A 20,679-nucleotide genomic window follows, 5' to 3' on the forward strand; every position below is an offset into this window, starting at 1 on the left:
GTAGATCGGCATACCCATAAATCCTGGTGCGTTCCCGTAGGAAAACGCAATTTTCACAATTTGATGCTGATTGTGGAAGGGGAAGGAGCCGCATGGACAAACGGGAAAGAAACAAGGCTGTCGCCCGGGATGCTTGTCTATCATCCCACCAATGAGGAATTTGGTTACGAAACATCCCGAACGAACTATCTCCGGTGTATGGGAGGGAACTTCGTGCTAACGGCAGTCATTCCTGAAGGATCTCAGACCAGGTCATACGATGTGCCCAAGCTCCCCTTTGATACCTATACTGTCCCCGATAATTTTGACCGCTTCGTTCGGCTATTCACGGATCTTTCCCTTGCTTGGGGCAATGGCATAGATCACAGAATGCTAGCCTGCAGAAGCCACTTCATGAAAATCCTGGATGAGCTATTTCAAGTTTATTCTCTCAATACAGAAAGTCATAAATACAAAGAGCGGATTCAACATGTCATTAAATATATGGAAACTCACTATCATCAAAAGCTCACGCTCAGCGCTCTATCAGAGCTTGCAGGATTAACGCCTTCTTATTTCGGCCAATCATTTCGCCGAATCATGGGAATGACGCCCATAGAGTATCTCAATTCGATTCGTATTGACGAAGCCCAGTTCTTGTTGGAAAAGGGCTGCACTATTAGTGAGGTCACGGCTAAAGTGGGCTTCAGCGATCCATTCTATTTCAGCCGCATATTCAAAAAAAATAAGGGCATAAGCCCTTCGGAATATATTAAACGAGCTACCCTTTTTTAAGCCTCTGCTTACTCCCGCCATTGACCCGGGGTTGTACCCCAGTATTCGCGAAAAATTCGTATGAAATAGCCCGGGTCTTTGTAACCTAGACGTTCTCCTACAACAGCTACTTTGCAGCCTTGATTGAGAAGCTTTCGAGCATGCAGCATTTTACGTTCTAATACATATTGGGAGAATGTTATGGATGTAGATTGTTTAAACAGTCTGCTCAGATGGGAGGCATTCGTATGAAGTCGTTCTGCTGCAGCACGCAATGTAATCTCATGCTCTAACTCTTGCTCGACAAGAGCTTTTGTTTGTTCAATAAGAGGGTGCTCTCTTGGACGGGCTTGTTTATGAGCATGCTGCGCCAGGCGTTCGGCGGCACTTCGTAACCTATGCAGGCTTTCTTCTACGGATGAAGCGGCCGTGGCTTCCAGGAAGGACGCATATTCTTCCCTTAAAATTTCATGAAGCGACCAGCCGCGTGATACGGCATAATGAATGAGCAATCCCCCCAGGTGCAGCAACTGCTCCCGTGCCTTGACTGCTGAAGGATGTAAAATTTCCAACTGATAGAGAAGATCTTCCACGCGAATAACGTCAAGGTCTGCTCCGCGACTCCCTTTCTGGCGCAATTTGTGCTCAGCGCCTTGTTCTTGTGGAATAGCTGCAGCCGTTATTACTTGAAAGCGAGCTTCATTCGCCGGTTTGCGATGCGGACTGCAATGGATGTGAATCGTCTGGCTATCGCGGTCTCTACCCTGGTCCGAGGTCCCCTCTTGCAAGTAGAGACGAAGACATCCGGACTTTCGATGAAAAGTCCAGCCGTCCGTTCCTTTCTTCAATAAAGCAGCCGGATGTTCCTGACGCTCCATCCCGTTCACCTTGACCCACGTTGGCTTGGAGGTTGTATACACCAATATTTCATAACTTCTGAGATGAGGAATGCCCGCGCAGCTTCCTTTTCTTTTCTCTATTGTTATTTCAATGTCTCCGTCTTGAGCTGAACAGGCTATATTGGTTAGAAATGCACCATCCTTCATGTAATCCAACGATATTCCATCATCTTCGTAAAGGCTATAAGCGCTCGTACCTTCCGGATATATATGTAAGCTTATTTGCTCCACCGGCTTTTCACTTATGTACTCTGCATCCGAATACATGGGAATTATCGAACCGGCGCGTACCAACAGAGGGCCTCCTGTCCCTTCAGGCGTGAGATAGTCCAATTGCTTAGGCCCCGTATGGCTCTCCCCTGTCCAGTAATCGATCCACCTGCCCTTTGGCAAATAGATGGTGCGGGTATAGGCCCCAACTAATAAAGCATCCCCGAACATATACTGGCGCTCATAGGTCCAGGCTTGGACATCGTCATGAAATACGATCGGCATCGCCCGCATGATAGGCATTCCTTTACAATAAGCAGTGTAGGCGGCGGAATAGATGTAAGGCAGCAATCTATACCTCAGCTTCGCGTAGCGTTTGAAAATTTCCCGAAGATCATGCGGCAGCAGACAAGGATGCCTCCAATATGCCCAGCTGTTAACCATAGCCCAGGGCTGCAAGAAGCCGAAATGGATACCTTCCACGGTATGAATATCCATGTCGGCCGACAGGTTCGTCATTCCGCTTAAACCTAGATTCAGCATGGCATATAAAGAAGGTAGATCAGCCCCCTGTACCGCAAGCCCCCCTGTCCACATGGCCGCGTATTGCTGCAGCCCCATATAACCTACCTCGGAGTAGATCATAGGACGACGGCCGGTCTGTTCCACAAAACCTTGATGCATTTGTTTTGCGAGCAGCAAGGGATATAGGTTGCACATGGACTCGGTTGTTAGACCGTTAGCCCACTGTCTATTGCTGTTGTTCGGCCGGATATAGGCAGCGCTTAGCTTAAAGGCAGCCGTCCCTTGATCCACGAATGTCTCCCAATGCTGATACCACCTCTCTTCACTCCCGTAAACGGGATCTCCTCCAGGCTCGCCGGAAGGACCACTGCTGGCTCGTATGCTTCCCCCGATTCTTTCCTCCTCGTAGCGGCTTAGATCATAATAGCAGGTCATCCATAAGCTAAGCTTGAAGCCCCTATTGCGGAGAGCGCCGATAAAAGTGTGCTGTCCTTTGGGGCTCCATTGCGGAACATAGAACCGCTCAGGATGCCATTGTTTATGTATAGAGCCTTCATCCCCCGGTTTCATCCAACCCGGCTCCAACCCAATGACATCGCATGGTATTCCTTCTTCCCTGAATTTCATCGCATCTTCCAGGACTTCGCGCGCATCCGCCTGCTGATTACAAACGAAGGTAAGGCCATAGGCCCAGATTGGCAGCAAAACCGGCCGGCCTGATACTTCCGTAAATAATTCCAATATGTGAGCCATATGTTGTCCGGCAAAAAGAAACAAGTCCAGTTTGTCGTCCTGCCCGCTTATCATCAACCGATTGCTATCCGTACTGCCGATATCAAAAAGGTGCGGACTCGTTGTATTCAGGAACATTCCCCAACCACAGCTGCTCATCAAGAAGGGTACCGGAGCACGTGCCCCATGCTCGCTTGCGATCATGTGAGTCCGATGCCCCCGTTTCATAAGCATGTTCCTGTTCTCATCTCCAAGCCCGTATAGCCTTTCTTCCGGACTAAGCATGAAGCAAATGGAAGACGGATACCTTTCATCCTGCAAAGAACTAGTAAGCTGCTCCAACTGAAATCTGCCTGTTGAACTCTCGAAGAACAGCTCGCCGGACGAATGCTTAATGGTTAGAGCAGCCTGCTTCGTGTGAACTTTCGTATACTGGTCAGTTGCTATCATTTGATAGACCTTCATCGTCGGTTCGCCTTGTTGTATGAAACCATAGCGTTCAAGGATAGAGCGCACCCAATCCTCCGAATTCTGAATGCGGACACGGAATACGTTCTCGTTCCACACATCGATACGAATCATTTTCCCTGAGCGGGTACGGATAACCATGGGATACTCTGCATTCATTCAGCCATACTCTCCTTTGGTTAAAATTTTATGAAACATTGCAACGGATAAGCAAAAAAAAGCACGAGAAATTGCAATTATTTTCACTATTGTCTAAGCAATAGCCTGTTGTATTATGAAAGCGATTACTAAATGGAGGAGTGAATAAAATGAATCCAGTAGATCCGCATAAGCACCATAGTAAGAATGCTGACTCCGGTGAGGATATTCAGGATGGGAAGCTATCTCGCAGAAAGCTTCTGTTATCTTTAGGAATGACAGGAGCTGCGGCAGTAACCGGATTTGGTTTGCTGGGAAACAAAAGCTTTGGTATGTCAACCGTAACCAATGCCGTATATGAAAACCCGGGGCCGAATCCGGATCCTCGTATCGATACCATTATGCGTAAGCAAGCGAATTTATGGATTGATCTGGAAGAGGATTTCCCGGTTATTCCACCTGAAAGCGACGATACGGGACGATTTCTTCGTGCCATTGCTCATATCGAGACGAGCGGCACTAATAATCGTAAGCTCTATTTGACCAAACCGGATTATGTCATCTCTTCTACAATCCATATTCGCAAAAGGGGCGTTCAAATCATAGGGCTGCGCCACGGCCGGCCAACGGATCCTTCCGGGAAAACCGAGGGAGGCACTCGTATCAATTATGCAGGAACAGGCGCATGCTTTGAGCTTGGAGAGCCCGCAACCGGATTTGCCGATACGGTCCAGGGCTTCACTCTCGATCATATCACATTGACCTCAACGGGAAGTACTCGCGTATCTCTTAACAACCCCATGGCGGTATCAACCGGAAGAGGAAATTACGGAGCGGGTACATACGGGGTCAAAGATAATAGTAATGGAAATGTCGAGTTTCGAAATGTACAAATTGAACGCTTCGAATATGGATTCTGGGGCATGTACAGCGATGTTAATACCTTCGACCTGGTCAATCTTTTCTACAACAAGGTAGGCATGTTTTTGGGATTGGCCTGCAGCCAAAATACGCTTCGTGAATTATACACCATAGGTAATGATACAGCATTATGGATTAAGGGCGCATCCGGTTTAAGAGTACAAGATTGCCAGTTCGTTAAGGATGGTAGCGGCAGCACGGCTCCGATTATTATCGAAGACCATCATTCTCCATATGACTCTGTATATTTTCATCGTTGCTGGTTCGAAGTAGGCTCCTCTCACCGTCTGGATTCATTTGTGCAAATTTCATGCGGAGCCAATGCAGAGCCTTCCAAAAGTATCATTTTTAGAGACTCTTGCATGGCTATAGGGGCGAAAGTGAATGGAGAGCCTGTGTGTAAGTACTTTGTACGAATTGGTAATGCCAGTCAGATCCTGATTGATGAAGTTACGGCGTTTCCGCACAATCTGAAGAAGCTAGTTGCCTTTGAAGGGAGCTATACCCGACAGCGCGCCACGTTTCGCGGATGTGTAGACTGGGATTATGGCGATGGCTTGATGGCTGACAAGCTGGGCACAGGTGAGGCCAAAATGATTACAGAAACTTACACCAATGAGGGCGTCGTATTTGGAGAGAGCGTTACGATCAAAAAGCCTAGCTTCGTTCATGCTTACGCAGATGTCAGTCAGTTTGTTTCAGCAGGTGTATTAACAAAAATCGCATTTCCATCCATAAAACTGGACAATATTGGCGAATTCGATCTGATTTCATCCAGCTTCAAAGCTAAAACCTCCGGAATTTACCTGGTTACGGTTTGTGCCACTTGGAGTCAGCCGGTTCTAGCTAATCGTATTAAGATGTCTATTCATATAGGAAATAGCAGCACCCCACTGGCTTATATAGATGATGCGCTGGCTGAATTCATCAGCTCCAAGGGGTCTTTCCCCGTCAAGCTTAACAACGGTGAAACTTTCGATATACGAGTATGGACGGAGCATGATGCAGCGATACAAGCAGGTATGCCCAATACTTATTTATGCATAGTAAAATTATCGTAATTATGAGAATTCGGCTTATTACACTATGCCGGTACCATGATGATGATCGCGGATGACTTCGAGGCACCAATCATCGCACTCGTCATCGGCACCAGCTGATTCTATCCAAAGCCACCACTGCATTCTAAGTGGTGGCTTTGGACTTTTACCTATTGATGTAATTTCGCTGCTGCAATCCTGCATGCCAGAGTTGGTCGGCAGCTCACGTTCGCATGAAGCCGTTACCGGAAGAACAGCTGCCAGTACGCCGCCCAGGCGATAAACAGCACGCTTGCCGCAAGAAGTGCCCCGCTGCGGACTCTGACAGCCGCCGCTGCCATGGCGAATCTAGCCGCCCAAAGCGATTTTGCATGAACTAGTGCGGCAGCCAGCGCAGTGTAGGCAAGTCCTTGCAGCACTAGCCAAACCAAGGAGCGGCCAAGCCATACCGGCACAAGCTGTTTGGCTCCCGAAGTGAGCAGGAAGCCGAAATAAAGCAGGAACCCGAGGACGGTCAAGGAAGCGGCGGCGCACAGGACGATTTTTGAACGCCGTCCCGGTTCCAAAGCAGTTCCCGCATTCTTGCGCAGCGTACGAAATGCTGTGCCGATGCCGACCCCTGCAAAGCCGAAGAGTAGAACCAGCGCTATGGCGGCATGCAGCCATGCACTATTATGCCAGTGCAATTTGCCAATGCCGGAAGGAGCGTGTCTTTCCTGCTTAGGCCATTCACCGATAACCGCCGATTTCGGGGCGTTCCCGCCCGCCGTTTGCTGAATCCATGACGTCATAGACTCCGCATAACCCGCCGGATAGGTATCGAGCTGTTTAATGCCATCCGCTGTCTCTTTCAGCAAATGGCCTGCGTTGGCAAAAAAACGAAGGGTCACCTTGTCGTTCCCGCCCCGCTGAAGTGCCTGCTGAATCCGTTTCGAGCTGTCCAGCGCTGGCTCTACCCGGTCCCGGCTCCCCCAGATGGCGAGCACCGGCTGCTTCACCTGTTCAAATGTCGGCATGGGATCGTATAAAGCTTCGGCAAACATGCCTCCGGACAAAGCCAGCTGCAAGCTTTTCTCGGAGAACGCTCTTGCCATCCCGGGAGACGATACGCCTTGATCCTGCATCCGGTTCGCCAGCTGCCACGACTGCTGCTCGATCGGCAGCACACCGGCGGCGCCGACGGTAATTAGGAAAGCCGCCGGACTGGCTTCCCGGGTTGCGGCGAGCGAGGCGACCCAAGCTCCTTCGCTGATGCCCCACAGACCGACCGCTTTCCGGTCTATGTCCATACGGGCGCTTAATGCCGCCGCTGCCGCGTTCACATCCTCCGCCAGGATGGAATACGACCGGCCGCCGGCGCGGGATTGGGAGAATCCGTCCGCCCGCTTGTCATAAATAAGCGCCGCTATGCCGGCTGTCGCGAACATCTCCGCTTCGCTGCGATATTTCTCCCTGTCGGATGAATTGGAGCCATGCACAAGTATGACGGCCGGATGAGGGCCCGGTGTGTTCGGCATCAGAACCGTTCCATTCAACTTCGTTTCTCCGCTTTGAAATTGAATCGGTTCTTCCTTATAGCGAGAGGACTCTGCATGTGCTGCAGAAGGGGTCAGCAGAGCATGCGCCGCAACAGCGACAGCCAGCGCAAGCCCGGCGAGTTTTTTGGCAATGCTTAAGTATCGTTTCAATGAGTTCAGCCTACTTCCGTTGTTTTTTAAGGCCAACAGCTTGTTGACGCTTTAAGCTTATAAAAAAACAACGGATGCCAAAACGTTCCATAACCGTATTTTCGTCTAAGACCACGGTCTTAGACATCTCAGACCGACTCGTCCGAACGGAAAACCGAACACAACAAGCCGTTGCGGTGAACGTAAACTGCGGCTTTCGTACGATCCTCTACACCGAGCTTGGCAAAAATGTTCGTGATATGCGTTTTCACGGTTTTCATCGCGATAATAAGCTCCTCCGAAATTTCCTGATTCGACTTCCCGAGTGCGATGAGCCGGAGCACCTCGAGTTCCCTGGCCGTCAGCGCTTCATGCGGCTTCGGCTCGTCTCCGCGGCGTAATTTGGACAGCACTTTGCCCGTTACTTTGGCCTCAAGCACGGATTCCCCTCGGCCGGCCGCTCGAATCGCCTCGGCGATTTGCTCCGCTCGGGACGTTTTTAACAAATAGCTGAGCGCTCCCGCTTCCAAAACGGGATAGACTTTATCGTCATCCAAAAAGCTGGTCAGCACGATGACCTTGACCGGATCGCCGCTGCTGCAAATCGCTCGGGTTGCTTCAATCCCGTCCATCTGTTCCATGACCAGATCCATAACGACGACATCAGGCTTCAGCTCACCGGCCAGCCGTACCCCTTCCTTGCCATCCGAGGCTTCGCCGACCACTTCGATATCTTGCTGCATCTCCAAGTAAGCGGATAACCCCATTCTGACCATTTCGTGGTCGTCCACCAATAATACACGTATCATGAACTACGCTCTCCTTCCTGCTCCCGGTCCGAACACGGCACCAGGACGTGAACCTGAGTCCCTGCTCCCGGTACCGATACGATATCGGCAACGCCCCCGATTTCAACAGCGCGTTCCCTAATAATACGCAGGCCGTATGTCGAGGCTTGCACCCTAGCTTTGTCGAAGCCTATGCCGTCGTCCGTTATTTTAAGATGGATTTGGCCGCCGGACAAAAATAGCTTTACGGTAATCGATGCGGCTTGCGAATGCTTCGCCGCGTTAGATAAGCTTTCCTGCAGTATACGAACGAGATGATCGGCGACCCCGCCGGCAATTCCGTGCAAATCCTCGATCTCGGATTGTATCGACACATCATGCTTCTCCGCATACTGCTGCAGCAGCTCCTCGAAGCCTTCCTTCAAGGTTGCTCTTTGAAGAACCGCGGGACGCAGCTGCAGCAGCAGCGCCCGCATTTCCTTCTGCGCCTCTTCGGCCAGCGACTGTACGGCAGAAAGGCGCTTGCGTGATTTATCCGCGTTCAAATCTACGCTTTCGGCCAGTGCCGACGTCATCATCGTTATGGCAAACAGCTGCTGGCTAACCGCATCGTGCAGGTCGCGCGCAATGCGCTGTCTCTCTTCGAGCACAGCAGCAGCCTTGAGCCGCTCGCCTAGCTCCGACTTTTCCGACGCTAGACGCTGCAGCGACTCCACCTGCAGCTCGATGCGTTCCGCCATTGTATTCAAATGGGCACTCAGAACACCGATTTCATCGTTCTCCAGGGTCATGTTCCCCGGTATGCGATGGGTAAAATACCCCCGCTCATAGTGATAAACCGCGTCGGCCAGCTGCTCCAGCTTCCGCTTCATTCGTCCGCCGTATACGTAACCCGGGACGGTCCCGGCCGCAGTGATCAGTACGGCGGCGCCTGCCAGTATCGGGGGATGGGCTAGCAGCAAGAATGGAATAGGCAGCCCGAACAAAGCCGTAATAGCGACAGCCGATGCCGACATAACGAGAACGGCTGCGAGCAGCTGCACGCAGAGCCATTTCCACCGGATTCCCATAAATGGAGTTCGTTTCATAGATACTTCACCGCCACATCTCCGGCCATAGTCGTCACGACGATATGGAGCCTCGTGCCTGACTCGGAATATTTCTCTGATTGATACTCTACGCACCGTTTGAACCGGGTTGATTTGCTGCCCAACACATCCATGCTGCCCGCGCCCGCCTTACCTACGACGCTTACTTCGACATCGGGCGGAACGTAAACAACGATACTTCCCACCCATCGCTCGACCAACACTCTATGCTCGCCTTTCGGGATGATAGCGCTAGACAAATCAAGCCGAACGTCGCCCATACCGCGATCAATGCGGACAGGCTCCATATAGTCTAACCGAATGTGCATAGCGGTCCATCGAAGCCGTTTCCACACGCGGCCTGGAGAAAAGTCAGCCAAGAGCAAATATCCGCAGCCCATCACTGCGGCGGCCATAAGCGTACCGCTCTTCGATAGTCCCAGGCTCACAGCCGCCTGGACCACGGCGTACGCCCATGGCAAGACGGCGGCCGCTCTCGATAAATAGCGGTAAACAAGTAAACCTGCTCCGAGCCCGAACAACGGATCAAGCCAATCGCCGTATCCATATCGGACTGCAATGAAATACAATACAGCAAACCCGACGACAAAAAGGGTGACCGGATGCCGGCCCATACGTTTGATCATGCCACGGTTCCCGGAATGGTGATGCCGTTCATTTAATCGTGATTTCACCGGCGGACACCTCCATGTTGATTGGAATGCGGCCTTCCCCGCTGGATGCCAAGAGCTCTTTTTCAGAACGCTTGTCTATGTTCTCGAATGGGTACCGGCTGTCGACGTTACCGCGTTCGACCTTCGCCTCTATCCGGGCGTCCGCAGGTGCTGGCAAATGAACCTCGGCCCTTCCGTTCCCTACTCGAGCATAAGCCGGACCGGTCAGCTCGCGAAAGTCCGCTACCAGCTCGCCGGACTGCATTTCAGCGCGCAGCGGGCCGCTGTACTGCTCCAAGCGGACTTCACCGCTCCTTACATTAAAGTCGCCCCCGTTTACCGTCATATGGGCAGCAGAAAGCTCCCCCGCCTGCTTTAAAACGACGCTCAGCTTGCCGGCAAAGGTATCGAGTTGGACGTCACCGGTCTGCAGCTCGATGGACGCGCTTCCGGCAACGACCGATTCCGCTCGGAACGAGCCGGACGTTGCCGTATACTGCAGCCTATTTGCATGTACGCCTGCCAGCTTCGCCTGTCCTGTCCTGGCTTGAATCGTCAGCTCTGCCAGCGATAAGCCGGCTCCCTCCGCTTCCTTCGGTACTTCGAAAGCGAAGTCTCCTTCGTCATAGTTCACTGACAGCCGATTTCGATAAGCCGACGGAAGGTGCACGACCAGTGTGGAGCGAAGCGGGAACAGCGCAAAACGGCCGCGCTCCGCGCTGATCTCGACCGTTTGGCCGACAGTACCGGTATGCAGTGCTCCGCTGCCCTCCATCACGGCAAGCACGTCATCTCTTTCTTCCGTAACGATTCTTACATTCATTCCGGATGCATGAACCCCTATCGTCTGCGGCAGGCTTCCCCCGCCCACGGCCGCTTCGTTGGGCTTCCACGTAATCCCTTCTTTCGGAACAGCACTGATTAAGAGGATCAAACCGATCCCAAGCAATGCCATACCGACTTGCTTTTTACCTTTCATACCGCTCCTGCCTTCCCGATACCCATGTTCCCCCCATCATACCAAATTCGTATCCGCCTGTAACCCGTCCTCCATCCAGAAATGCTCTAAGACCCCGGTCTTAGTAGAAGCTGTCAGCAGATTTTGGTTTGTACGGAAAAGATGTTAGCTCTCAAAAAATGGTAAGGTCTCCCTCCTTCTCTCCGGTAATAGAGGAAGTTAAGTCTTAAATTAATGTATATGTTCAATATTGTCATAGGGATGGTACATTATGAGCTGTAGACCAGCCTTACCATGCATGGGTCATTTACGTTTTTTTTCGAAGGAGGTGAGATGCTTATCGCCAGCAAGACCGAGAATCCTGTTTGTTGTCAGCGCTTCCAATCAGGTGTTTAGATTGATTGAGCCGAGCCTTGTTTAACAAGATGAAAGCTAAGGAGGAACATGTAGAATGAGAAAAATTAGCTGGCGAAAAGCACTTGCCGCTAAGATGGTTAGCGCGCTGCTGCTTTCCATCATCAGCCCTGTGCCGTTTTCCGCCCCGGTTCAGGCTGCGGCTATGGCTGCTCCGGTGACAGCCAACTGGTACAATACCTACCAGACTATGGACGGTGCAGGCGCTGCCTATGCATACACCGATTCCGTACATATGATGCAGCTTGCTGCCGCAGGCCATCAGGATACTGTAAGGCATCTGCTTAATCTGACATTCAGCGAGAAGGACGGCACCGGCCACGACATCGTACGTGTGATCATTGGCGATAACGGCGGCCTCACCGCCAGCGGGACGGCAGCAAGCCCTGGCTTTAACCCGGTAACGGGTTTGCTTGCCGATGTGGCAAAGCCCGGCTTTGACGTCCAGGGGAATCCCATCCCCATGAGAGGAACGGCCGGACAGTACGGTTATAAAATAGAAGGAAGCGATCGCTATTACGACGGCAACACCGATAGTATCTGGCCTAACGAGCCGGAGCATGACCCGGGTACGCTGGTGCCTGTGGAGGGCTTCGTATGGGATTACCCGTCTTGGAATCAACCGATTGCCAATGACGACGGAGGCCCTACCAACCTCCTCAGTTCACCTGACAGCGATCCTGTTGTGATCAAAAACTCTCCTCGTACGAGAAAAGAGCTCTTCGATTTCGACCAGGTGTGGACCATGCGCCAGGCTATGCAGTATGGCGTTAAGCAATTCTACGCCTGCACGTGGACGGTACCTTACTGGATGAGCAATTCCTCGACCAATGCTCCTAACAAAATTATCCGCGGCGACACAGCCACAATCGATGGAAAAACCGTAAAAATTTATTATCAGGCTTATGCCGATTATCTCGTCAATTATATCCGCGGCATGTGGGAGCAATGGGGGATCCCCATTACCCACATCAACCCCTTTAATGAGGTTGACCTCGCTGGCGGAACCGCGGCCTATGTCCAGGAGCTTATTGACGGCTATATAGGTCCTGCCTTAAAAAAATCCATGCAGCCCGGCGGCGCGCTCTACGATATCAAGAATCCTGACGGAAAGGTCATTGATTTTATCCCTCAGCTTGCTGCATTGGACGGAACCAACCTCAGTGCTTCTCTAAGCAGAGGCGGTGCCGTTTTTTCCGAAACCGACGAAGCCAATGCGTTAAACAAAAATCCGTACCTCGACGTGTTTACTACCCACTTGTATGGCACTGTCGGGATCGGCACGGATGAGACAAAGCTTTACCATACGGGAGACTTTTCCCAGAGCCCGTTGGATTATACGAAGGACGGATCCAAGTATCCGGAATACCTGACCCGGTATAAGCTGTGGCAGGCAGAGTTCATGAATCAGGACACGAGCGACGGATCAGCCGGTGCTTACACCCAGCGCTACGGAAATCAGAACATCAATGACGCCGTACGCTGGTCCAATCTGATGACCAATATGTTCACCAGCAATCCGGGCTTTAACGGCTTCGTCTGGTGGAGCATGTGGGATAGCAACGGTGCAGACGGCTCCGACCTGATTCGCTTCGTTACTACCAATTCCCAGCAAAAGTCCGGGCGCATCAGCACGCTGACCGGTGAATACCGCGTGTTCAAGCGCTTTTACGGCTTCGGCCACTTCTCCCGCTTTATGAAGCCGGGCGACGTACGCTTCGATGTCACACGGGTACCCGCAACCGATGTGAATGTGGTCGGCTTCAAGAACCCGAACAACAATGATTTCTCCATCACGGTCACCAACGCCAATAACGACGACAGCGTTCAGCCTTTGGAATTTACGCTGAAGGACTTCCCGGCAGGCACCAAGAGCGTAACCGTATTCCGTACCTCGGGCAGCGAGAATCAAAAGAAGCTCGATGCGATTCCCGTATCAAACGGCAAATTCCGTATAGACATCCCAGCAGCCAGTATCGTCACCATTGTACCGTCCCAGGGCACTTATGCCTCATATAACGGTCTTGACGGTGAGCGCGATATTTTCTCCTCTCTGGAAGCGGAAGGAAACGACAATGGCGTTACAGGCGACACCACAGGCAATGCCGGCCGTGCCAATGAAGCTGTTACTCTGGGTGACGGAAAATATCTCGCATACAAAAACGTGAACTTTGCAGATGGCTCCGCTAACGGCGGTGTGGTCCGCAGACATTTGTTGTATCTAACCGCACAGGTGAAGTCAACACAAGGAGGCAGTCTTCTTGCCTATATCCTCCCAACTGGTACCGCTGTGAACGATACTGCCGATATAGTATCGCAAGGTACGCAGGTAGCCAAGATTCAGGTACCGGCTAACGACAAGTACGGCAAATATCAAGACATGGTAGCTACGGGGGACCTTAGCGCATATGGGCATAAGGATCTCTATATCGTGGCAGCGACGAACGGGACCAATGGTTCCCTAACCGTCGACCGGTTCTTATTCGGAGCCAATGACTCCGACTGGAGTACCGCTGCTAACAACTCGACCGTTTCCATACCAGGCAATATTCTTCTTAACGGTGACTTTGACACCGCCAATGCCTCCAATACAAACAATTGGTCCACCGGCAGATTCAATAATGGGACATTTATACAATCGGTAACAGAGCCTTCCTTAACTGCCGATACCGTGCAGAGTTACTCTGGTCTTTCGCGTTATCTCAAGAACAGCTCCACATCGAAGGTTGCCGGCTCTGCAAAAATTTCCGGCCGCATTGATGCCGCTGACCGATATGACGGGATGTGGCAGGATGTTACCGGCAAGCTGACAAAAGGAGAAAAATACAACTTTAAGGGGTATTTTCTATCCATGATGACCCGCCCGGAAAGCTATGATGTTGCTGCGGAAAACCCGGGTGACGTCGAAATTGCCCTGGTATATTACGACAGCGAAGGAAAACAGCTGGGCCTAACTCCTATCAATAGTCGTGATATGCCTGAGCCTTACGCAGCTCGTGAAGCCGGAGAACCTGCCTACTGGAACGCCAGTGGCCAACTTGTAGGCCGTATCCTGGAGGGCGGACCGCTCGGCCTCACCTCCTTCCAGCCTGTCGACGTTAAGGTGGCTGACTGGCATGAGACCCCTAACCAACCTTTCACTTATAATGAGCCGGATGGCACAGCCAAGGTGGTTTTGGCCCTGTATGCGAAGGATTCCAACATCCTCTTTGCCGATCAGCTTTCGCTAACACCCAAAGTTGTATCCACTTATCATATTTTCGTTGACGGAGTCCAGCCTTCCGATTTTGATGTGAGTAAGTCCGATTATTCGTATACCGTTACTGGAAGCACCGTACCCATAGTAACGGCGTCATCAAGTGATCCGGATGAACAAGTAAGTATTTCCCAGGCCGAAAGTAATCTAGGTACAGCTGTTGTACGTTTTATTAAAGGACAGAATGTGAAGACGTATAGAATAGCATTTAATTCAAATGAAGTCATAAGCTTTGCCAATGGGCTTCCGGCAGGCTGGGAGATCCTGAACCCGGACCATGTTGAAGCTTCAGTCAGTACAACCAAGAGCGCTGTAACTGTAAAAGCCTTTAAGGCGGATGCGGATTACCCCAATAACCGTAACATACTGCAGTTACCGGTTTCACTAGCTGGGAATTGGACCATTACAGCGACCATTAACACGAATATAGCACTTAGTGCATCCGATACAAACGGCACACAAGCGGGTATTGGTATCTACAATACTTCCAGTGGAGATAATTATGAAATTGATGCCCAAAAGGTAAACACGAATACCAAAGTTCATAATGCAAGTAAATCGGGTACCAGCACGACGAATAATACTTCGAGCACCAACCTGAATGGTTCAAGCTATTGGATTCGGATAGTGAAGAATGGAACCGGTGTGCAGGGGTATTATTCAACGACCGGCGGCTCCACTTGGAATACGATGGGAACGAATGTGTCATTTACCCCTGATTTCTTCCAAAATGCCAAGCTTCGTCTGTTTGCTGTAAACAAAAGCAGCACCAACGATTTGGATGCGGCATTCTCCAATGTGACTTTATTGATGACTGCGGCTGATCCTGGGAATGTTAATTCCGACCAACAGGCGGTGGAGCAAGCAACGGCTCTAATAGGAAACCGTATTACCGTTCCAAATGCAGCCGGGAATGACGCAGCAACCTTGCAAGCAAAAGCACAAGATGTACTTGTTAATGATGCAAAGCTAAAATCACTTGGAGTTACCTGCCATATTTCCATTGAGGATGGGAAATTCGTACTGACCATAACTAAAGGAGCCGCCAGTATAAGCATCCGCTCGCTTACCATCGCAGGAGACGGATCGGCAGCTATTACCAAAGATTTTGAGGATCAGACGCTTCAAGGCTTCACTCCGCAGGGCAGCGCTACCGTAACCCTAACCCCGACAAACGAAGCCAATCATACGACAGGCGGAACGTACGCTTTGAAAGTAACCGGCAGAAATGCCAATTCGGATGGGCCTTCCATCCATGTGAAGAACGTCGTCAAGATCGGCCACGAATACAAAGCCGCCGTATGGGTCAAGCTGGTCAGCCCGACAAATGCGCAATTGAAGCTTACCGCAGTCGTTCATGCGGCAACACCTTACTATATCAGCCTTCAGCAGCAAACAGTAAGTGACACAGCCGGCTGGGTCAAGCTGGAAGGCACTTATCGTTATTTGGACGATGATGTAACTTTATATGTGGAAAGCCCTAACAGCACTACAGCCTCCTACTATATCGACGATTTCAGCTTCGAGGACACGGGTTTGCCAAATATACTTCCTCTCAAAGAGGCTTATAAGAATGACTTCCTGCTCGGAAATGTGCCTGGACCCAATGATCTGACACCGGGCAACGGGCAGAATGCCTTCTATAACTATCATTTTAACACCGTGACCTTTGGCAATGAGATGAAGCCGGACGCTTTGCAGAAAAACAAGGGTACCTTTACATTTACTACCGCAGACAGCATGGTTGCGAAATCCCAGAGTATGGGAATGAATATCCATGGCCATGTGCTGGTGTGGCATAGCCAGACCCCTGCGTGGTTTACTCAAAAGGTAGACGCAGCTGGAAATGCATTGAAGGATGCAGCTGGTAATCCGATCTACCTCAGCCGTGACGAGGCTCTTGCCAATATGAGGACTCATATCAAAACCGTGATGGAGCACTACGGAGATCAAGTAATCTCTTGGGACGTCGTCAATGAGGCTATGCAGGATGGACCGCCGGCTGTTACCAATTGGAAAGATGCGATGCGGAAATCGCCATGGTATTATTCCGTAGGCCCGGACTTCGTAGAACAGGCATTCCTCGCGGCTAGAGCCGTGCTGAATGACCATCCCGAGTGGAACATAAAGCTGTACTATAACGATTTCAATGAGGAATTCCCTGCGAAGAGAGATGCTATCTACGACATGATAAAAGAAATGAACGATAGATATGCTCAGACCCACCCAGGAAAGCTGCTCGTTGACGGCATCGGTCTGCAGTCTCATTACGATATGAGAACAAACCCGGCCAATGTTGAGGCTGCAATTGTGAAGTACGCCTCGTTGGGCGTTGAGCTCAGCATCAGCGAGCTTGATGTTCTGGCTGGAATGAACTCCTCTCTATCTGCGGAATGGGCGGATAAACAGGCAAGTCTATACGCGCAATTATTCAAAATCTATAAGAAGCACGCCGATAAAATAGCACGAGTGACCATCTGGGGATATGCGGATAATTTCAGCTGGAGAGCCAGCCAAAATCCGCTGCCTTTCGTTGGTTCTCTGGCGCCAAAGCCGGCCTACTACGGAATCATTGATCCGGATAAATACCTGACAGAGCATCCGCTCTATACACCGCCTGAGACGAGCAGCTCCACGGCTCCGTATGGCACACCTGCAATCGACGGAACTGTCGATGATATTTGGAACAATGCCCCAGAGATGCAGATTAATCATTTTCTAATGGCAACGGCAGGAGCTTCAGGAACTGCGAGAGCTCTCTGGGATGAGAACCATCTGTATGTACTGTTCCAGGTAAAAGATACGCAGCTCAGTAAATCAAGCACGAATAAGGCGAACCAGGACTCCGTTGAAGCTTACGTGGACGAAGACCGGGTGGACGCATGGCCTTATCGCGAAGATGACGGAGAGTACAGAGTCAACTACGCAAATGAGCAATCCTTCAAGTTCCTCAGCAATTCGACGCCGGCCACATCCCCCGGTTTTGAGTCGGCAGCTGCTGTAGACGGAACGAATTATGTGGTCGAAATGAAGATACCGTTTAAAACGATAACACCGCAAAACGGTACAAGGATCCGGTTTGATGCGCAGGTAAACGATGCAGCCGGGTCTACGCTCCAGAGCGTGGCTACATGGAATGATATTCTTGGAAGAGCGAATAAATCCACAGAGGTATTCGGGAACCTCACCCTCATCGGCAAGACAGCGGCTGACACGAATCCGCCGACATGGGCACAAGGCAGCAGGCTCGAAGAATCTAATGTAACCAGCACGGGGCTCACATTAACGTGGACGGCGGCTGAGGACGTAAGCGGGGTGGCCGGCTACAGGATATACAATGGAGTAGATGCTGAACCAATTCCTGTATCCGGAGCTGTATATAGCTATCCTGTTACTGGCTTAATGCCGAATACGAGCTATACATTTAAGGTTGAAGCAGGAGATACGGCCGGCAATTGGAGCACGAATGGTCTCTCCAAATCAGTTAGAACGCTCCCCTCAACCGTACTTTCAGCAGCATTAACGGGTATAGATCGTGTCGTTCCCGGCCAGTCCTTTAACGTGAACTATGGATTGAGTAACGTAACACAGAGTGTCTACGCCCAGGATGTAACCGTCAATTATAACGCTTCCCAACTAGAGCTTCTAGGCATTCAATCGTTGAAGACAGGACTTTCCGTCGTTGACAGCCATGAAGCGGCACCTGGCCAAATACGTATTCTGGTGGCCTCTCAAGGCGGGAAGAACGCCGTGAACGGCGACGGGGACCTGCTTCAGCTTCAGTTCAAGGCGCTTCCCGTGTCCAGCACGGTCACTAGCGCCGTATACCTGACGAATGTAAAGGTATCTGACGGTAACGGAGCAGTCTCGAACGTTAGCAGCGGGCCTGCCTATCGAGTCGTTATAAGCTCAGTCGATAAAACGGCACTGAATCGCGCTATTGAAACGGCCGTTGCGAGCTTGAATGCTGCCACGGAAGGCACTCTCTGGGGACAATATCCAGTCGGGTCCAAGGGGGCCCTGCAGGCGGCGGTCAACGTTGCGCAGGCAACAGCCTCGAATCCTTCCGCTGCCCAAGAGCAGGTGGATCAGGCTCTCACTCAGCTTAACCTTGCGCTGCAAGCCTTCCAAAGCTCCCTTCAGACCCAAGCTACCATCGGGGATTTGGGAGTCATGGCCAATAATTACAATAAAACCTCCGATTCACCGGACTGGAGCCTTTATATGCGCTACGATTTGAATCAAAATGGCCGGATAGATATTTCCGACCTGGCGCATATCGCAAGATTGATTCTGAAATATTGAAGCAAGCCATGGTTTTTCCGGAGGAAGGTAGCCTTTGCCCTTATCCTTACCTTCCTTCCGGCATTTTGGGTAGAAAGGACTTATCATTATGCCTAGAAGATACGGTTTGATAGGAATGATTCTTGCGATCATATTCATAAGCTCCATTAGTTCGGCCTCCATATCGCATGCGTATGCTGAAGGATCACCCCGGTTTATTTTGACAACAAACGCAGATTCGGCTGCAGTTGGAAGCGAATGGAAGGTCAGTGTTAAAGGATTACAGCTGCAGGACTTATATGCATACGAAGTCAACCTTACTTATGATGCAACGAAGCTCAAGTTCCATTCCGCTGAAAGCAATGCACCCGGCGGGTTTACTGTCGACCCCATTATCAATGGCAACAGGATTCTGCTCGCACATACAGGCGTAGGGGCAGTACAGGGATTGAACGGGGACCAAACCCTTTTTACTCTTACCTTCACAGGGATAGCTGCCGGAACGGCTGATATTGGGCTTGATCAAATGACCCTGGTGAATGTAGTGGATTCCCAATTGCATACTTCAGAAGCAGCCATTGGTGTCAAGAAAACCGTTAGCATTGTGAATAGAAGCAGCGGCAATAACGGCGGAGGCCATAGCAGCGGAGGAGCTTCCGGCGGTGCTAACGGACCGTCCTCTACTCCTGCTCCTGTAAAAATGACGGATGATGGTCATGGCAAAAAAACCGTAGAGCTTCCTGCCGGCGCCACGGAAGTGAAAATAGCAATGAGCCAGATTGGCACCGACCCCCGGACTCGCCTCGAGATCAGGAACGACAATCTGAGCGTGGAGCTTCCACCCGAGGTGCTTCAGCAGTTAAAAGGAGCTGTATCCGAGGAACAACTGAATACCAGTACACTCTATTTCGTCATGAATCCGCTGCCTCCCGATGATGCAGGGAAGCTGATAAATCGGCTTCAGCATTCCCATCACGTCGGTTTAAGGCTGTCCGGCAACGTATACGAATTCAGCCTGCAATTGATTACAGGAGAAAATCAGACCATTTCCTTGACAACCTTCACAAAGCCGATTACTTTGCGATTGAAAGTAGATCCTTCCTTAGACGCCAAGCTGGTCTCCGTTTATCACATAACGAAAGATGAAGCGCTTGAGTTTATGGGCGGAACCTTCACCAATGGGGAAATTTCCGCCGACCTTCATCATTTTAGCCAATATGCCGCCTTAGAATATACCAAAGTATTCGAGGATGTTCCCCATAGTCACTGGGCGAAGAAGGTCATTACGGAGCTTGCTGCCAAGCATATTGTAGCTGGTACCAGCGACATGAATTTTGAGCCGCAACGGATGATCACCCGGGCTGAATTTACCGCTTTACTGGTTAGGGCCCTTCATTTAACCGACAAAGGGGATATCCGCTTCTCGGATGTTTCGGAATCTGATTGGTTCTTCCCTGAGGTTTCCATTGCAGTGAAGGCTGGAATGGTTGAAGGAACGAGCGAAACAACCTTCGAGCCCGGGACACCAATCTCACGGGAAGAAATGGTTGCCATGCTTATGCGCACCTATCTACTGCAGCATAAGGCAGATGCTATACCTGCCGGAGCTGCCTTTGATGATGAGGACGCGGTTTCTCCATGGGCCTTGCCTTATGTCAGGAATGCGAAAGGCTTGCATCTTATCGAGGGCCGGGAGGATAACAGGTTCATCCCTCAAGGAGTCGGAACTAGAGCGGAGGCGGCCCAAGTGATTTACAATTTCTTGAGTTTGTAATGCTGCTGCTTCTGACGGTCCCTTGGAATCGGTAAAATGCAATCAGCCTCCCTTAAGCCGGGAGGCTGATCCTTTATCGTTTAGGAGATT

At 50.9% G+C, this 20,679-nt stretch carries 10 protein-coding genes; 4 read left to right on the plus strand and 6 right to left on the minus strand.

All coding sequences use genetic code 11. The features are described from left to right. Nucleotides 1-213: 213 nt before the first annotated feature. On the plus strand, nt 214-774 hold the full coding sequence (locus GGC63_RS35035; protein WP_192700812.1) for an AraC family transcriptional regulator: 561 nt from the start codon (nt 214-216) through the stop codon (nt 772-774). A gap of 8 nt (nt 775-782) precedes the next feature. On the opposite strand, the gene GGC63_RS01405 is transcribed toward GGC63_RS35035, so the two are convergent. Beyond that, nucleotides 783-3,746: a TIM-barrel domain-containing protein gene (locus GGC63_RS01405; protein WP_192700813.1), complete on the minus strand. Its 2,964-nt coding sequence runs from the start codon at nt 3,744-3,746 to the stop codon at nt 783-785. Nucleotides 3,747-3,895: 149 nt separating this feature from the next. On the opposite strand from GGC63_RS01405, the gene GGC63_RS01410 reads away from it, so the two are divergent. Next, nucleotides 3,896-5,707: a hypothetical protein gene (locus GGC63_RS01410; RefSeq protein WP_192700814.1), complete on the plus strand. Its 1,812-nt coding sequence runs from the start codon at nt 3,896-3,898 to the stop codon at nt 5,705-5,707. Nucleotides 5,708-5,928: 221 nt separating this feature from the next. Here the strand turns inward: GGC63_RS01410 and GGC63_RS01415 are convergent, their stop codons facing one another. The 5 genes from GGC63_RS01415 to GGC63_RS01435 form a co-directional block, all read right to left on the minus strand. Next, a complete protein-coding gene (locus tag GGC63_RS01415; RefSeq protein WP_192700815.1) occupies nt 5,929-7,374 on the minus strand; it encodes an alpha/beta hydrolase family protein in 1,446 nt (481 codons plus the stop codon). 128 nt (nt 7,375-7,502) lie between these two features. Next, nucleotides 7,503-8,162, minus strand: coding sequence for a response regulator (locus GGC63_RS01420; RefSeq protein ID WP_192700816.1), 660 nt, complete (start codon nt 8,160-8,162; stop codon nt 7,503-7,505). Next, a complete protein-coding gene (locus tag GGC63_RS01425) occupies nt 8,159-9,229 on the minus strand; it encodes a sensor histidine kinase (RefSeq protein WP_192700817.1) in 1,071 nt (356 codons plus the stop codon). The genes GGC63_RS01420 and GGC63_RS01425 overlap by 4 nt, the downstream gene beginning before the upstream one ends. Continuing rightward, a complete protein-coding gene (gene liaF / locus GGC63_RS35040) occupies nt 9,226-9,924 on the minus strand; it encodes a cell wall-active antibiotics response protein LiaF (RefSeq protein ID WP_192700818.1) in 699 nt (232 codons plus the stop codon). Before liaF ends, GGC63_RS01425 begins: the two co-directional genes overlap by 4 nt. Then, nucleotides 9,905-10,882 (minus strand): DUF4097 family beta strand repeat-containing protein, encoded by a 978-nt coding sequence (locus GGC63_RS01435; RefSeq protein WP_192700819.1) that lies wholly within the window; start codon nt 10,880-10,882, stop codon nt 9,905-9,907. The genes liaF and GGC63_RS01435 overlap by 20 nt, the downstream gene beginning before the upstream one ends. A 430-nt stretch (nt 10,883-11,312) precedes the next feature. Here GGC63_RS01435 and GGC63_RS01440 point away from each other — a divergent pair, with 430 nt between their 5' ends. Continuing rightward, nucleotides 11,313-18,836, plus strand: a complete 7,524-nt coding sequence (locus tag GGC63_RS01440) for an endo-1,4-beta-xylanase (protein WP_192700820.1) — start codon at nt 11,313-11,315, stop codon at nt 18,834-18,836. 199 nt (nt 18,837-19,035) lie between these two features. After that, nucleotides 19,036-20,589, plus strand: a complete 1,554-nt coding sequence (locus GGC63_RS01445) for an S-layer homology domain-containing protein (RefSeq protein WP_192700821.1) — start codon at nt 19,036-19,038, stop codon at nt 20,587-20,589. Nucleotides 20,590-20,679: the final 90 nt, after the last annotated feature.

Source organism: Paenibacillus sp. OAS669 (assembly GCF_014873645.1).
GTDB classification, from domain to species: domain Bacteria; phylum Bacillota; class Bacilli; order Paenibacillales; family NBRC-103111; genus Paenibacillus_S; species Paenibacillus_S vulneris.

Excerpts from the sequence above, each read along its gene's own strand:
- GGC63_RS01405 (WP_192700813.1), bottom strand. The coding sequence starts at position 3,746 with ATGAATGCAGAGTATCCCATGGTTATCCGTACCCGCTCAGGGAAAATG.
- GGC63_RS01410 (WP_192700814.1), top strand. The coding sequence starts at position 3,896 with ATGAATCCAGTAGATCCGCATAAGCACCATAGTAAGAATGCTGACTCC.
- GGC63_RS01420 (WP_192700816.1), bottom strand. The coding sequence starts at position 8,162 with ATGATACGTGTATTATTGGTGGACGACCACGAAATGGTCAGAATGGGG.
- GGC63_RS01425 (WP_192700817.1), bottom strand. The coding sequence starts at position 9,229 with ATGAAACGAACTCCATTTATGGGAATCCGGTGGAAATGGCTCTGCGTG.
- GGC63_RS01435 (WP_192700819.1), bottom strand. The coding sequence starts at position 10,882 with ATGAAAGGTAAAAAGCAAGTCGGTATGGCATTGCTTGGGATCGGTTTG.
- GGC63_RS01440 (WP_192700820.1), top strand. The coding sequence starts at position 11,313 with ATGAGAAAAATTAGCTGGCGAAAAGCACTTGCCGCTAAGATGGTTAGC.